The organism is Flavobacterium sp. MEB061 (genome assembly GCF_000834715.1).
In the GTDB taxonomy this organism is placed as follows: domain Bacteria; phylum Bacteroidota; class Bacteroidia; order Flavobacteriales; family Flavobacteriaceae; genus Flavobacterium; species Flavobacterium pectinovorum.
In genome coordinates this window covers 262615-276661 of sequence record NZ_JXQR01000045.1, presented here as the reverse complement: position 1 = coordinate 276661, position 14047 = coordinate 262615, and the positions used below count along the sequence as shown (strand labels likewise).

The following is a 14047-nucleotide window of genomic DNA, read 5'->3' as shown; positions in this document are numbered from 1 at the left end:
GCGAATTCTTTAATTAAAATGTTACTGTAACAATTGCCTCTTTAATTTCTGTATAAGGTATTTGTTGCTCTTTTTGAACTGTTTCTTTTCCTTTTCCTACTTTTTTCGGTTCTCTTGCTTTCCAAGACAAAATTATAAAAACATCGTTAGCTTCTACTAATTCTGCTTCAATTTTTTCAGTTTTTGTAGTAACAATCAACGTTCTACCTACATTTTTCTTGTATTGTCTTGTCATTTTCAAAGGCGATCCTACTCCAACAGATGCTACTTCAAGCGAAAAATCCTGCTCTTCACGATCCAGATTATTCTCGATTGCGCGACTAATATCGATACAATCCTGCAACGCCACTCCATTATCCCCATCTAAACCTACACTAATTTTGAAAGAATCCGAAATAGCAAGATCAATCAAAAAGATTGACGGCTTTTCCAGAAGAACCTCTGTGATTAGTTCGTTTACTTTTTCTTTAAATGTCATAATTTTATAAAAAGAGGGGACACTTAGTCCCCTCATTATTTAGATTTTAATAAATAACGGTGCAAATATAGTGTTTTTTTTATAAATCAAAATAAATACATTGCTCTAAAATATTTCTTATCTTTATGGAAGCATTAAAAATTAAAGAATTTCACCTTATTTAACCTTAAAAGTTATGAAACGAATTCTAGTACCTACAGATTTTTCAGAACATGCTGAAGACGCTTTAAAAGTCGCCGCACAGATTGCCAAAAAAAACGATTCTGAAATTATCATTTTACACATGCTTGAGTTACCCCATCAAATGAATGATGCAATTTTGGGCGGTGTGAGTATTCCGGAAACCATGCTTTTTATGAAAAAAGCAAACGAAACACTTGACGAAATTTCATCAAGGCCATATCTGGACGGAATTCCTATTACCGAAATTGTAAAAATGGACAAACCAATTCACGGCATCACTCAAATAAGCAAAGATTACGATGTTGACTTAATCATTATGGGATCACACGGCTCTTCTGGAATTGAGGAATTACTAATTGGCTCTAATACTGAAAAAGTGGTTCGTAATTCTGAAATCCCGGTTTTGGTTATCAAAAAAGACATAAAAAACTTTAATGCTTCAAATATTGTTTTCGCATCAGATTTTACAGAAGAAACTAAAAAGCCATTTGAAAAACTGTTGAGCATTACTAAATTTTTCGATTCAAAAATACACCTGGTAACTATTTGCACACCAAACAGTTTTAAACCAACTCATGTTGTAGAACAAGCAATAAAGGAATTCACTTCAGAATTCAACCTTACGAATTACTCAACACACATTTACAACGACACGAATATAGAAAAAGGAATTATTAATTTCTCTAATAGCATAAATGCAGACATTATTGGGATGTGCACACATGGAAGAACCGGTTTTGCACATTTTTTCAATGGAAGCATTAGCGAAGGTTTAGTAAATCACGCTGTTAAACCCGTAATAACATTTAAAATTTAAATAACAAAACACAACAAACACAAAAGCTTCTCAATTGAGAAGCTTTTTTTTATAATAACTACGTTTAACACTCTTATGTTACTATTCCAACTATTGGATTAATAATTGGCTCTAAAGATTTTATCACCTTTACAAGCTCATCAAACAAATTTCCTCCTTGCACTTCTTTCATTTCAGAAGAATCTAACTTCTCAAACTCAAATTTTTTTAAATTATCCATAATTTTAAATTTTTAGTTAAAACAAAAACGCACTGCAGTATTTTTTCGTCATATCAAATATACTTAAAATACTAATAAACAGACATATAAGTCAAATAAAAAACTTACTTATTTGAAATTTTAACATCTAAATTTATATTCCGCTATAATTATTCTTCATAAAAACTTTTTTTTATGAGCTTTATAACAAAGTCTATTTGAGCCTTACAACAAAGCAAGCAGTATTCTTAATCCAGATCTTTGTCTAATAAAATTCATAAAAAATATACCATGAAAACAATAGACAAAATTTACATTAACGGAGAATTTATTACACCAAAAGGAACAGAATATTTCGATCTTATTAGCCCCACAACTAATGAAAAATTAGGAAAAGTTCTTTTAGGAAACCAAGAAGACACAAAAAAAGCGATAGACGCCGCTAAAACAGCTTTTAAAACTTTTTCTAAAACAACAATTACCGAAAGAATTCACTATTTACAGAATATCCAAACTTCTATTAAAAAAAGAAAAGAAGAATTCATTAGCACAATGATTGAAGAATATGGGGGAACATCTCAATTTGCAACAATCAGCTTTGATTATATGCTAAAAAGTTTTGAGTCGGCAATTCAACTATTAAACACTTATAGTTTCAACAAAATTATGGGTGAATCTGAAGTTCAGATGACACCAATTGGTGTGGTTGGAATTATTATTCCATGGAATTCAAGCAATGGTTTTATCTGTGGCAAACTCTCAACAGCAATTGCCGCAGGATGTACGGCAGTAATAAAACCAAGCGAAATGAGTGCTCAACAAACACAATTAATTACAGAATGCCTTCATGAAGCTGGCTTGCCAAAAGGCGTTTTTAATATCGTTAATGGTTTAGGCGAAATTGTCGGTGCCGAAATAAGCCGCAATCCTGATGTTGCTAAAATTTCGTTTACAGGCTCTACAGCTGTTGGAAAAATTATTGTAAAAGAAGCTGTTAACACCATGAAACGCGTTACACTAGAACTTGGAGGAAAATCACCTAATATTATTCTGGATGACGCTAATTTTTCAGAAGCAATTCCGCGCGCAATAGCTGCCGCGTATATGAATAGCGGACAAGCATGTATTGCAGGCACAAGATTATTGGTACCCGAAGATAAACTGGAAGAAGTTAAATCGTTGATTAATAACAGCACTCAAAACATCGTTGTTGGCGATCCAAAAAACACAACTACTACAGTAGGCCCAATGGTTAGCATAAAACAATATGAAAGAGTTCAAAATTATATTCAAATAGGAATTAATGAAGGTGCCGAAATTTTAATTGGCGGTTTAGGAAAACCTAACGGATTAGAAAACGGTAATTTTGTTAAACCAACTGTATTTGTAAATGTGAAAAATAACATGCGTATTGCACAAGAAGAAATATTTGGTCCAGTTTTATCAATCATTACTTACCAAACAGAAGAAGAAGCCATTAAAATTGCAAACGACACCACTTACGGACTTCAAGCTTATGTAAGCTCTTCTGACGAAAAAAGAGCACATAACGTAGCTTCACAAATTAATGCAGGACGTGTGCAAATAAACGGAATTAAACATGATCCAATGGCTCCTTTTGGCGGATTTAAACAATCAGGAATAGGCAGGGAATTTGGCACAATTGGGCTTGAAGCTTATCTTGAACCAAAAGCCTTAATTCGATAAATACCTAAATACAAGGATCTGAAAATCTTCATAAATAGATTTTCAGATCTTTTACTAACTTTACATTATGGCAGCAATTACTAATACAAAACCCAAAATACTATATTCCTGTTATTTTGCACGCAGTCGCGAAGGTGAACATTTTATTCCCGAACATGTTTTTAGTTATCAGGTTTCCGGAGAAATGATTGCTTCTGACAGCAAAAACACCTATCATTCTAAACCTGGTGATTTTCGCCTTAGCAAAAGAAATCATTTAGCTAAATTTATTAAAATTCCGCCCGAGGGAGGCGAATTCAAATCGATATCACTTTTTTTAGATCAGGAAATTTTACGAGAAGTAAGCAGCGAATACGACATCAAGATTCAAAAAAAAGTACATTCAGAATCTATCATTCCGCTAGATCCTGATCCGCTGTACAAATCATTCATAGAATCACTAATTTCTTATCTTGAAGTAGAACAGGAAAACAACGAAGCTTTATTTAAACTAAAAATAAAAGAAGCGATTCATCTTTTAATCAAAGTGAATCCTGAATTAAAAGATATTCTGTTTGATTTTACCGAACCCGGAAAAATAGATTTAGAAGCTTTTATGAATAAAAACTTTCATTTTAACGTACACTTAAATCGTTTTGCTTATTTAACCGGCAGAAGTCTTGCTACTTTTAAAAGAGATTTTGAAAAAGTATTCCAGCAAACGCCTGGAAAATGGTTGCTAAACAAAAGACTTCAGGAAGCTTATTATTTAATCAAGCAAGGAAATCCTCCATCAGAAGTTTATATCGGAGTAGGCTTTGAAGATTTATCCCATTTTTCTTTTTCGTTTAAAAAGAAATTTGGAGTAGTTCCTTCTTCCTTGTTTTCAAAATAAATATTCAACAACTATTTATATTTTTCAGCAAAGCTCGTATACAATACAAGAAAACGAGAAACCTGAGCTTCTCATTTTCAATTTTTATTTAAATATTCAGATATCAAGAGATTAAATAATACTCTCAAGTAGTACACTTGCTTCAGTACGAGACATTGTTTAGAAAACCCCGCTCATATTCTTCAACTACAAGCCGTTTGAAATTCTCACTGTAAACTCGCTTGGGGGCAATCTTTTTCTTCAATTCTCTTTTGTTATCCATAGCTTATAAATTTATGGTCAACTTTTTTCAGGACGAGACATTGCATAAAAAAAGCCTCTCGATTGAGAGGCTTTTATGTTGGTCTACAAGGACTCGAACCTTGAAAGACTGCACCAAAAACAGTTGTGTTACCATTACACCATAGACCAGCAGTGCGATTAAGCGAATGCAAATTTAATTTAATTTTTAGTTTACACAAACTTTTTATAAAATAACCGTAAACATTTTTTTTTTATAAAAATCCAAACACTAACGAAAGATTAAATAAAAAGAGAAAATTATTTTTTTTCTATAAAAAATTTCTCTCTCCAGTAAAAATTGAAAATTACTTATCTCAACAAAATCCTTAAGTTTATAACATAAAAAAAGCCTCTCGATTGAGAGGCTTTATGTTGGTCTACAAGGACTCGAACCTTGAAAGACTGCACCAAAAACAGTTGTGTTACCATTACACCATAGACCAGCAGTGCTGTTAAGCGAGTGCAAATTTAAAGCTTTTTTTAGTTTGCGCAAACTTTTTGACGAAAAAAATCAATTTTTTTTCCTTTTTATTCCTCCAAAATCTTTAATACCACCACAAGTATTTCACAAACAATACGTTACTTCGAGCAAATAGTTTTGTAGAATTTTTTGTTAATGGTCGTTTCTTTACACAAAAAAACATTTTCTTTGTAGGATAGAAAACATACAAAATTTTAACACCTAAATATGGCACAATTCAATTTCAATAAATGGAATACAATTATTGGTTGGTTTGCATTTGCAATCGCTTTAATTACCTATACACTAACTGTTGAACCTACCATGAGTTTTTGGGATTGTGGCGAATATATTGCTACAGCCGCTAAACTGGAAGTTGGCCACCCTCCGGGAGCACCTTTATTTCAAATGATGGGCGCCTTTTTCGCCATGTTTGCTATAGATAAAGAACATGTGGCGGTGATGGTAAATATGATGTCTGTATTTTCTAGCGCATTCACAATTTTGTTTATGTTTTGGTCTTCATCAATGATTTTGAAAAAAATCATTGCAAGATTTGCAGAAATTGATAAAAACAATTCAGTTGTTATCTTGGGAAGTTCTTTTGTTGGAGCCCTTGCCTATACATTCTCTGACAGTTTTTGGTTCAACGCTGTTGAAGCCGAAGTTTATGCCATGGCTTCCTTATTAATCGCATTGCTTTTTTGGCTTGGATTACGTTGGGAACAAGATATGGACGAACCTAAAGGAAACAAATGGTTATTAATCATTTCACTTGTTATCGGACTTTCGTTTGGAGTTCACTTTATGGCACTATTAACCATTCCTGCAATTGGTTTTCTTTACTATTTTAAACACTACGAAAAAGTTACCATCAAAAATTTCATTATTGCAAACGCTGTTGTAATTGCTATTTTGCTGTTTATATTCAAATTGCTTCTTCCGTTAACAATGGCTTTTTTCGGTAAAACCGAAATATTCATGGTAAACAGTATGGGATTGCCATTTAACTCAGGAACTATTTTTGTTGGTTTACTTTTTATTGCTTTCTTTTATTTTGGATTAAAATTCACCAAAGAAAAAGGACTGGTTTTCTACAACACTATCATTCTTTGCATTCTTTTTATCTTAATAGGTTTCTCTACCTGGATGATGCTGCCGGTTCGTGCTAATGCCAATACTGTAATTAACGAAAACAAACCATCGGATGCTACAGAGGTTTTAGCATATTATAATCGTGAACAATATGGTGTAAACCCATTGTTTTATGGACCACAATACACAGAAGTTTTTGCCGGTTTAGATGCAAAAACGCCTTATTTAGATAAAAAACCAAACTACGAAAGAGATTATAAAACAGGTAAATATATTATTACCAATAATTATAAAAATGCAGAACAGAATACTGATGATAATCAAAAAACGATTCTGCCAAGAATGTGGAGTACCGAAACCGGACACATTCAAAACTATATCAATTTTACAAATCCTCCTCAATTCAAAATAAATCCTAATTATCCTTATGAAGATGATTTGGCGAAATACGGAATTGACGCCAGCCAATTAAGCGAAGAAGAGTACAATAAAGCTACTGCACAGTTACGTAATGAAGTTGAGAAAACAGTTTCTGAATTTAGAAGAGCTTATGCACAAAAACAAATTGACAACGAAGGTTATGTAAAATTCCTTAAAAGTTACGGTGATTATTTAATCATCGAAAAACCAACTACTGCTGATAATTTCAGTTTCATGATTGAATATCAATTTGGATATATGTACTGGAGATATTTAATGTGGAATTTTGTTGGACGCCAAAGTGACGTTCAGGGAAAATACGACAATCTTGACGGAAACTGGATTAGCGGAATTAAACCTCTGGACTCAGTACATCTTGGGTCTCAGGATAATTTGCCTTCGGATGTTTTAAATAACAAAGGAAGAAATGTTTACTTCTTCCTGCCATTTATTCTTGGACTTATTGGTTTAATGTATCATGCAAATAAAGATCTTAAAAGTTTTTATGTGCTTTTAGCATTATTCTTATTTACCGGAATTGCTTTAAAAATATACTTAAACGAGAGACCTTTTGAGCCTCGTGAAAGAGATTATGCCCTTGTAGGATCTTTTTATGTATTTGCTATCTGGATAGGTTTTGGGGTTTATTCTTTATACGAAAGCATTCAAAAATATGTTGCTCCACGAATTGCAGGCCCAATTATTATTGCCGGAAGTTTATTGGCAGCACCAATTTTAATGGCATCTCAAAACTGGGATGATCACGACAGATCTAACAAACGTACGGCAGTTGCAATGGCAAAAGCTTACCTGGATTCTTGCGACAAAGATGCTATTTTATTTACCATTGGTGATAATGATACTTTCCCGTTATGGTATGCGCAGGAAATTGAACATTTTAGAACCGACGTAAAAATCGTAAATACGAGTTTATTTATGACAGATTGGTATATTGATCAAATGAAGGCCAAATCGTATGAATCTGATCCGTTACCTATTTCATTTACGCATGCAGAATATGTGGGTGATAAACTGGATTATGTGGCTCATATACCGAAAATAGAAACTCGTTGGAATATTAATGATTTTATTAGTTTTATTAAGAATCCTAAATCGACTGTTGGTTTACAAAACGGACAAACGATTCACTTTTATCCAACAAATAAAATCAGAGTAAATGTTGACAAAGCTTTAATCATCAAAAATAAAGTTGTCAACCCTAAATACAACGATTCTATTGTTCCTTATATGGATATTGATATCAAAGGAAGCGCGATCTACAAAAACCGCTTAATGATGTTGGATATCTTAGCAAATAACAACTGGAAACGTCCTATTTATTTTAGTGGAGGTGCTTTTGATGATGAAGATTATTTATGGCTGAAAGATTATTTACAGCTAGACGGAATGGTCTACAAATTAGTTCCAGTTAAAAATACACCTTCTAAAGATGGTGGGCCTATGGATATGGGACAAATTGATGCTGATAAAATGTACGACATTGTAATGAAATGGGATTGGGGCAATAGCGAAAGCGAAAAAATCTATCACGATCCTGAAACAAGAAGAAATAGTATTACATACCGCACAAACCTGTCGCGTTTAATGTATCAACTTATTGAAGAAGGAAAAATTGACAAGGCTAAAAACATTATCAATTTAGCCATGACAAAAATGCCTTTAGACAAATTTGGTTATTATTCATTAGTAGAGCCTTTTGCCGGAGGATATTATAAAGTAGGAGAAACAGCAAAAGCACACGATTTACTTGATAAACTAGTTCAAAAATACAGAGAGAATCTAGACTATTATAAAACTTTAACTGCCGGAGACCAATCTGATTTAGCAATTGATATCATTACAGATATTGAGCGCTACAGAAGCTTGTTACAGGTTATGAAAGAAAATAAGGACTCAGCTTTTTATGAAAAACACAAAGCAACTTTTAATACTTATGTAAATATTTTCGAACGCTTTGGCAGAGAAAAAGAATAATAAGATACGAAAAACATATTAATTAAAAAAATGTAGCATTATTGAAAAATAGCGCTACATTTTTTATTTTTACATATATCTAAAATATTTTCAAAATGAGCTTTTATTGGGTAAAAACTAATTCATTTATAAAAAGGGTATTTTCTAAATATTGTTGGGATATTCCGAACAACGAAAAGAAAATCTACCTCACTTTTGATGATGGGCCTACTCCAGAAGTTACGGATTGGGTTTTATCTGAATTGAAAAAATTTGATGCAAAAGCAACTTTTTTCTGCATTGGGAAAAACATAAAAGCCAATTTATCCTTATTTGAAAAACTAATTAAAGAAGGGCATTCAATAGGCAACCACACAATGAATCACGTTAATGGATGGAAAAGCCAAACGAATGATTATATAGAGAATGTAAAAAATTGTGCTGCCGTTTTAGAAGAAGAGAAAAAAGAAAAAACACTTATATTTCGTCCTCCTTACGGGAAAATCAAAAAAGAGCAATCTAAGATTTTGCGAAATCTGGGCTATAAAATAATAATGTGGGATGTTTTGAGTGCCGACTTTGATCAAAGCATTACACCTGAGAAATGTCTTGAAAACGTTACTAAAAATGTAAAATCAGGAAGTGTAATTGTATTTCATGACAGTATTAAAGCTTCACAAAATTTAAAATTTGCGTTACCTAAAACACTGCATTTTTTAAAAGAAAACGGATTTGCTTTTGATATTATTCACTAATATCCTTCAAGGAGTAGTTTCCTTTATACGCTAAATTGATCCTGAACTATTCCTATAATAGTATTCGCATCAAGTTCTCCGGATTGTCTCCAGATCATTTGTCCTTCTTTATAAATCATTAAAGTAGGAAGTCCTTTAATACGTAATGCTTCAGCCAGCTCCTGATTCTTATCTACATCAATTTTAATCACTTTGGCTTTATCGCCAAGCGCAGCCGCAACATCTTTAATAACAGGATGCATAGATACAGATGATTCGTTCCAATCGGTGTAAAAATCGATTAACACCGGAACTTGAGCATTTATAAGTTCTCCAAATTTTGACATAAAACCAAAAATTTAATTCTTTTAATCTTTTAAAAAGAGATAATTAATACAAATGTAGCATTTTTAACGAATTAAGCCACATTGTTGCCTTTTTTTAGTTCAATAACCGTTATTTCCGGCATGATACCAACACGTCCCGGATAGGCATGAAATCCAAAACCGCGGTTTACATAAACATATCTTCCTACATTTTCATAAAGGCCCGCCCATTGTTTATAGATGTATTGAGCCAGACTCCATTTAAAATATCCCGGAATTTCAATTCCAAATTGCATTCCATGCGTATGTCCTGATAATGTTAAGTGGAAATTTTTAGGATGTTCTTTAATCTCTGCCTCCCAATGACTTGGATCATGACTCATTAAAACTTTAAAATCGTCCTGATGAACATTTTGCGAAGCTTTATTTAAATCACCTGCTTTCTTAAAATTCACACCCCAGTTTTCAACACCAATAATTGCAATTTTATCATCGCCTTTTTGAATGTAAGTATGTTCGTTTAATAAAAGTTTAAAACCTATTTGCCCGTAAAGACTTTTGATAGCCTGAAAATTTTCATCTTTTTCTTTTTCAGAAGGCCATGTCACATATTCTCCGTAATCATGATTTCCTAAAACTGAAAACTTACCATATTTATACTCTTTTATTCTGTTAAAAGCTGTTAGCCAAGGATTCATTTCTACAGCGTGTGTATTTACAATATCTCCGGTAAACAAAATTATATCCGATTCTTGTTGATTAATCAAATCAATAGCATAATTTATTTTTTCAGGATTATCAAAACTTCCGCTATGAACATCTGAAATCTGAGTGATTTTAAAACCATCAAAAGCATCTGGCAAATCAGGAAAAAAGATCGTTTGTTTGAATACCTTAAAATTATATTTTCCTTCAAAAATTCCGTAAATTAAAGATAAAAATGGTACGGCAGCAAGTCCTAAAGCAATCTGACTGATAAACTTTCGTCTGTCCGGCATCATTTCTTTTCTTGGAGCATTATAAATAAAATAATTCAGGATACTTGCCCCTACTCTAAAAATATCTTCTCCAAACATTACCAATGTCAGAACAATTTTTGGGACATAAACCAACAACATTAAACCTGTAGTAAACATGAACTGTCTGGTTTGACCAACAGAACGATCTACTTGCGAAAAAGAATAAATTATAAAGAGTAAAATAAGTAAGCTTATAACTTGATAACTGATCAAAACCCATCTTAATTTGATTAGGGTACGAAAGGCTTGATAAGAATAGAACTCAATAAATAAAAAAAGAGCACAAAGAATAACAAAACGAATTATCATGTAGGTATAGTTTTAAGCAAAGTAACAAAGAATGAAAATTTTATTGCTTTTTATTATCAAAAATTTAACTCAAAAAAGAAACAAAAAAGCTGATAGATTTCTCTAACAGCTCTTTCTCTGACTAAAAATTATCATTGTCAACTAATTTCATAAACCAAACCAACAATTTATGAACCCAAAATGAAAATCAATCGTTATTTTTTAGCTTTTGCAGTTTCTGGCTTTGCAGCTTCTGTTTTTGCAGCTTCAGCTTTTTTATCTGCTTTTTCTGCTTTCTTTTTTGAATGTTTTGTAGCTTTAACTTCTTTTGTTGGAGTAGTTTGAGCTGGAGTAGTTTGAGCGTTTACCATTGCTGTTGTTCCTAAGATTGCTACAGCTAACATTACTAATTTTTTCATGACTTAAAGTTTTATGATTATTATTGTTTCATTATTTATAAGCCAAAGATATAATCGCTAAATGAAGACAAAATGAAGAAATTATCTTACTAAAACAATTAACATTTAATTGGCTTTTACAACATTTGGAAACAATAATAAAAACGTCGTTCCATGATTTAAAGTCGAAGTAACTTTAATTTCGATGTGATGAAAAACGGCAATACTTTCTGCAATAGCAAGACCTAAACCCTGCCCATCCTGATCTGAACTAATACGGGTAAAACGAGTGAATATACGTTCTAATTGAGATTCATCCATACCAATTCCGGAATCAGAAATAGATAAGAAGTAATTTTGATTTGAAAATCCGTCGCTAACTTTGACATTTCCATTTTCGCGATTGTATTTTATCGCATTGGTTACCAAATTATACAACAAAATATGAATTAGTGTTTTATTTCCAGTAAAATGAAAATCGTGTCGAATTGCATTTTCAAACTGCAAACCTTTATCCTCAATTCGATCCTGCAAATCTTCGTATAATCCATTTATGATTTCATTAAAGTCAATACTTTCATTGGCTTCATATTGATTGTTTTCGATTCTGGAAATCAACAATAAATTATTAATGATTTTTTTGAGCATATCCAATGTTTTGAGTGAACTGGCAATTTTATCAATTGCATTATCATCCAAAGAATCATTTTGAAGTAAGTTCTCCAATTTGTTTTTTAGCAAAGCAATTGGCGTAAGCAGTTCATGAGAAACATTCGAAATAAATTGTTTTTCTTTTTTGAAAACAATTCCAATGCGGTCCATCATTTGATTTAAAACCAAATCCAGTTCTCTAAAATCTCTCGACTTCGCATTTATGGGTGTATAATCAAACGCTTCGGGTTCGTTTACACGCCTTATTTTAGTATCGATAATTTTATAGAAAGGTTTAAGCAAGTATTCAATATAAAAAGTATCTGCCAAAAAAGTAACCAGAAGAATAACCACCAAAACAATAATAATAAACAGCTTGATAATAAACGTAAGATCATTTACTTCGCTAAGACTACTGCCAATTTCGAGCTGATAATCCTGATTTTCATAAGTAAAATGATGGCGAAGAATTCTATATTCACTTTCTTCACCTTCAATAATTCGGAAATCGTTGCTAAAAGTGGTTTTCTTTTGTTTTGGTTTAACCGAAGTTCTCGACAAAACCAAAAACTCACTGTGTAAGGTCGAAAATTGAGAATACGTTTCGGTAGAATCACCTTCGTTTTCGATAAAATCATTAATTTCATTTTGGTTTAAATGATCAATGAATTTTTTCTTCTTTTCCAGCAATCCATTATTAATGTGTTTGTAAACTACATTCTGAACTAAAATTGGCAACATCAGCCATAAAACCAAAATCACCAACAAACGCGTTAGTGCATTAAAAATAGCCAGTTGATGTTTTATTTTCATCGTTTATTTATTCGTTTATACGATAACCCACATTTCGTACGGTTTCGAACCAATCTATAGCAGTATGTTTGTCGAGTTTTTTTCGAAGATTTCGAACATGAACATCAATAAAATTAGAATCAGAATTGACTTCGAGAATATCTCCCCAAATATGCTCTGTAAGCTGTAATCTTGTAATTACCCGGTTTTTATTCAGAACCAAATACTGAAAAATATCAAACTCTTTTTTCGTCAAATTAATTGGAATTGAATCGTAGCTTACTTTATAATCCTGCAATTGCATTGAAAATCCGTGAATCAGTAAATCATTCAAAGTAAAACCATGTATTCTACGAATTACAGCGAATATTCTGGCGCTAAGTTCTGTCAAAGCAAATGGTTTTGTCAAATAATCATCGGCACCAAGATGCAGTCCATTAATTCTGTCATCGAGTTCGCCGCGTGCCGTAATAACAATTACCGCTATTTTAGATTTTGATTTTCTAACAGTTTTTAAAACCTCAAAACCATCTCCGTCAGGCAAACCAAGATCGAGCAGCATCGCATCATAATCGTTGCTGTTGATTTCTTCTAAAGCATCAGCGCATGTATTTGCAATTTTGCATATATAACCCGTGTTGCACAAAAAGTCGTAAACTTCTGCAGCAAGTTCTTTATTATCTTCAACAATTAAAATATTCATAAGCCGATGTTCTAAGGGATTAACGCTAAATGTTATGAGAAACATTAATAATTTTATACTCCCTAATTATTTTTTACCGCAGAGGACTCAATCCCGATAGCTATCGGGATTCACAGAGATTCACTAAGATTTAAGTTGTGTTTACACAATCTAAGTTCCTAAAGCTTTGTGAACTTTGTGATTTTACTAAACTTAGTATATTTAAAAACCTTGCGTTCTCCGTGGCAATTTTTTTCTCTCTACAGGTTTTAGAATTAATCTGTTCTAAGCGCAACTAAAATTAAGCAAATATAAAAAGTGCGGTTGCCAATTATTAAAAAATTAACGAATCAAAAAAAAAAGCTGATAAATTTCTCTATCAGCTCTCTCCATAATTATCCTTTCTGTTTTGCTGCCCTTACAATTCTTCGATAGCAAAACAAAAAAAATACTATTTACTTGCTTTGGCAGGTTCTGATTTAGCAGTTTCAGATTTTGCTGTTGCTTTTTTCTCAGATTTTGCTTTTTTCTCAGCTTTGGTTTTTGGGTGTTTTGTTGCTTTAATTTCTTTCACCGGAGTTTCTTTTCCTTTTGCAGGAAATGCACTTACCATCACACTTGTTCCTAAAACTGCTACTAATAACATCAATAAATTTCTCATGATTTCT

13 protein-coding genes and 2 tRNA genes are annotated in these 14047 nt (G+C 32.3%); 5 read left to right on the top strand and 10 right to left on the bottom strand.

The genetic code is table 11. From position 1 onward, the window contains the following. Positions 1-13: 13 nt before the first annotated feature. Complete coding sequence (gene rimP / locus RT99_RS18810) at positions 14-478, bottom strand: ribosome assembly cofactor RimP (RefSeq protein ID WP_042566273.1); 465 nt, start codon at positions 476-478, stop codon at positions 14-16. A 175-nt stretch (positions 479-653) separates the two neighbouring features. Here rimP and RT99_RS18805 point away from each other — a divergent pair, with 175 nt between their 5' ends. After that, positions 654-1478, top strand: coding sequence for a universal stress protein (locus tag RT99_RS18805; RefSeq protein WP_042566272.1), 825 nt, complete (start codon positions 654-656; stop codon positions 1476-1478). Positions 1479-1551: 73 nt separating this feature from the next. On the opposite strand, the gene RT99_RS25405 is transcribed toward RT99_RS18805, so the two are convergent. Then, on the bottom strand, positions 1552-1698 hold the full coding sequence (locus tag RT99_RS25405; protein ID WP_159438471.1) for a hypothetical protein: 147 nt from the start codon (positions 1696-1698) through the stop codon (positions 1552-1554). A 270-nt stretch (positions 1699-1968) separates the two neighbouring features. Here RT99_RS25405 and RT99_RS18800 point away from each other — a divergent pair, with 270 nt between their 5' ends. Together RT99_RS18800 and RT99_RS18795 are read left to right on the top strand one after the other, a co-directional pair. Beyond that, positions 1969-3384, top strand: coding sequence for an aldehyde dehydrogenase family protein (locus RT99_RS18800; RefSeq protein WP_042566271.1), 1416 nt, complete (start codon positions 1969-1971; stop codon positions 3382-3384). 67 nt (positions 3385-3451) lie between these two features. Continuing rightward, complete coding sequence (locus tag RT99_RS18795; RefSeq protein ID WP_042566270.1) at positions 3452-4258, top strand: AraC family transcriptional regulator; 807 nt, start codon at positions 3452-3454, stop codon at positions 4256-4258. A gap of 340 nt (positions 4259-4598) precedes the next feature. Here RT99_RS18795 and RT99_RS18790 read toward each other — a convergent pair. Next, a tRNA-Gln gene (locus RT99_RS18790) sits at positions 4599-4669 on the bottom strand. 243 nt (positions 4670-4912) lie between these two features. Next, positions 4913-4983 (bottom strand) — tRNA-Gln (locus RT99_RS18785). Positions 4984-5228: 245 nt separating this feature from the next. On the opposite strand from RT99_RS18785, the gene RT99_RS18780 reads away from it, so the two are divergent. Together RT99_RS18780 and RT99_RS18775 are read left to right on the top strand one after the other, a co-directional pair. Continuing rightward, positions 5229-8510 (top strand): DUF2723 domain-containing protein, encoded by a 3282-nt coding sequence (locus tag RT99_RS18780; protein ID WP_042566269.1) that lies wholly within the window; start codon positions 5229-5231, stop codon positions 8508-8510. 95 nt (positions 8511-8605) lie between these two features. Then, positions 8606-9244 (top strand): polysaccharide deacetylase family protein, encoded by a 639-nt coding sequence (locus RT99_RS18775; protein ID WP_042566268.1) that lies wholly within the window; start codon positions 8606-8608, stop codon positions 9242-9244. 23 nt (positions 9245-9267) lie between these two features. On the opposite strand, the gene RT99_RS18770 is transcribed toward RT99_RS18775, so the two are convergent. The 6 genes from RT99_RS18770 to RT99_RS18745 form a co-directional block, all read right to left on the bottom strand. Then, the gene (locus RT99_RS18770) at positions 9268-9570 is read right to left on the bottom strand and encodes a co-chaperone YbbN (protein ID WP_042566267.1); all 303 of its coding nucleotides are present in this window, start codon (positions 9568-9570) and stop codon (positions 9268-9270) included. Between the two features lie 71 nt (positions 9571-9641). Further along, the gene (locus RT99_RS18765; RefSeq protein WP_042566266.1) at positions 9642-10877 is read right to left on the bottom strand and encodes a metallophosphoesterase; all 1236 of its coding nucleotides are present in this window, start codon (positions 10875-10877) and stop codon (positions 9642-9644) included. A gap of 194 nt (positions 10878-11071) precedes the next feature. Next, positions 11072-11275, bottom strand: coding sequence for a hypothetical protein (locus RT99_RS18760; RefSeq protein WP_042566265.1), 204 nt, complete (start codon positions 11273-11275; stop codon positions 11072-11074). A 105-nt stretch (positions 11276-11380) separates the two neighbouring features. Continuing rightward, the gene (locus tag RT99_RS18755; RefSeq protein WP_242607228.1) at positions 11381-12718 is read right to left on the bottom strand and encodes a HAMP domain-containing sensor histidine kinase; all 1338 of its coding nucleotides are present in this window, start codon (positions 12716-12718) and stop codon (positions 11381-11383) included. Between the two features lie 7 nt (positions 12719-12725). After that, on the bottom strand, positions 12726-13400 hold the full coding sequence (locus RT99_RS18750; RefSeq protein ID WP_042566264.1) for a response regulator transcription factor: 675 nt from the start codon (positions 13398-13400) through the stop codon (positions 12726-12728). Positions 13401-13830: 430 nt separating this feature from the next. Beyond that, entirely contained in the window at positions 13831-14040 is a 210-nt protein-coding gene (locus RT99_RS18745) for a hypothetical protein (RefSeq protein WP_042566263.1), read from the bottom strand. Between the last annotated feature and the right edge of the window lie 7 nt (positions 14041-14047).

What these genes read in the sequence shown, in the direction of transcription:
- rimP (WP_042566273.1), bottom strand. Translation starts at nt 478, where the DNA reads ATGACATTTAAAGAAAAAGTAAACGAACTAATCACAGAGGTTCTTCTG.
- RT99_RS18805 (WP_042566272.1), top strand. Translation starts at nt 654, where the DNA reads ATGAAACGAATTCTAGTACCTACAGATTTTTCAGAACATGCTGAAGAC.
- RT99_RS25405 (WP_159438471.1), bottom strand. Translation starts at nt 1,698, where the DNA reads ATGGATAATTTAAAAAAATTTGAGTTTGAGAAGTTAGATTCTTCTGAA.
- RT99_RS18800 (WP_042566271.1), top strand. Translation starts at nt 1,969, where the DNA reads ATGAAAACAATAGACAAAATTTACATTAACGGAGAATTTATTACACCA.
- RT99_RS18795 (WP_042566270.1), top strand. Translation starts at nt 3,452, where the DNA reads ATGGCAGCAATTACTAATACAAAACCCAAAATACTATATTCCTGTTAT.
- RT99_RS18780 (WP_042566269.1), top strand. Translation starts at nt 5,229, where the DNA reads ATGGCACAATTCAATTTCAATAAATGGAATACAATTATTGGTTGGTTT.
- RT99_RS18775 (WP_042566268.1), top strand. Translation starts at nt 8,606, where the DNA reads ATGAGCTTTTATTGGGTAAAAACTAATTCATTTATAAAAAGGGTATTT.
- RT99_RS18770 (WP_042566267.1), bottom strand. Translation starts at nt 9,570, where the DNA reads ATGTCAAAATTTGGAGAACTTATAAATGCTCAAGTTCCGGTGTTAATC.
- RT99_RS18765 (WP_042566266.1), bottom strand. Translation starts at nt 10,877, where the DNA reads ATGATAATTCGTTTTGTTATTCTTTGTGCTCTTTTTTTATTTATTGAG.
- RT99_RS18760 (WP_042566265.1), bottom strand. Translation starts at nt 11,275, where the DNA reads ATGAAAAAATTAGTAATGTTAGCTGTAGCAATCTTAGGAACAACAGCA.
- RT99_RS18755 (WP_242607228.1), bottom strand. Translation starts at nt 12,718, where the DNA reads ATGAAAATAAAACATCAACTGGCTATTTTTAATGCACTAACGCGTTTG.
- RT99_RS18750 (WP_042566264.1), bottom strand. Translation starts at nt 13,400, where the DNA reads ATGAATATTTTAATTGTTGAAGATAATAAAGAACTTGCTGCAGAAGTT.
- RT99_RS18745 (WP_042566263.1), bottom strand. Translation starts at nt 14,040, where the DNA reads ATGAGAAATTTATTGATGTTATTAGTAGCAGTTTTAGGAACAAGTGTG.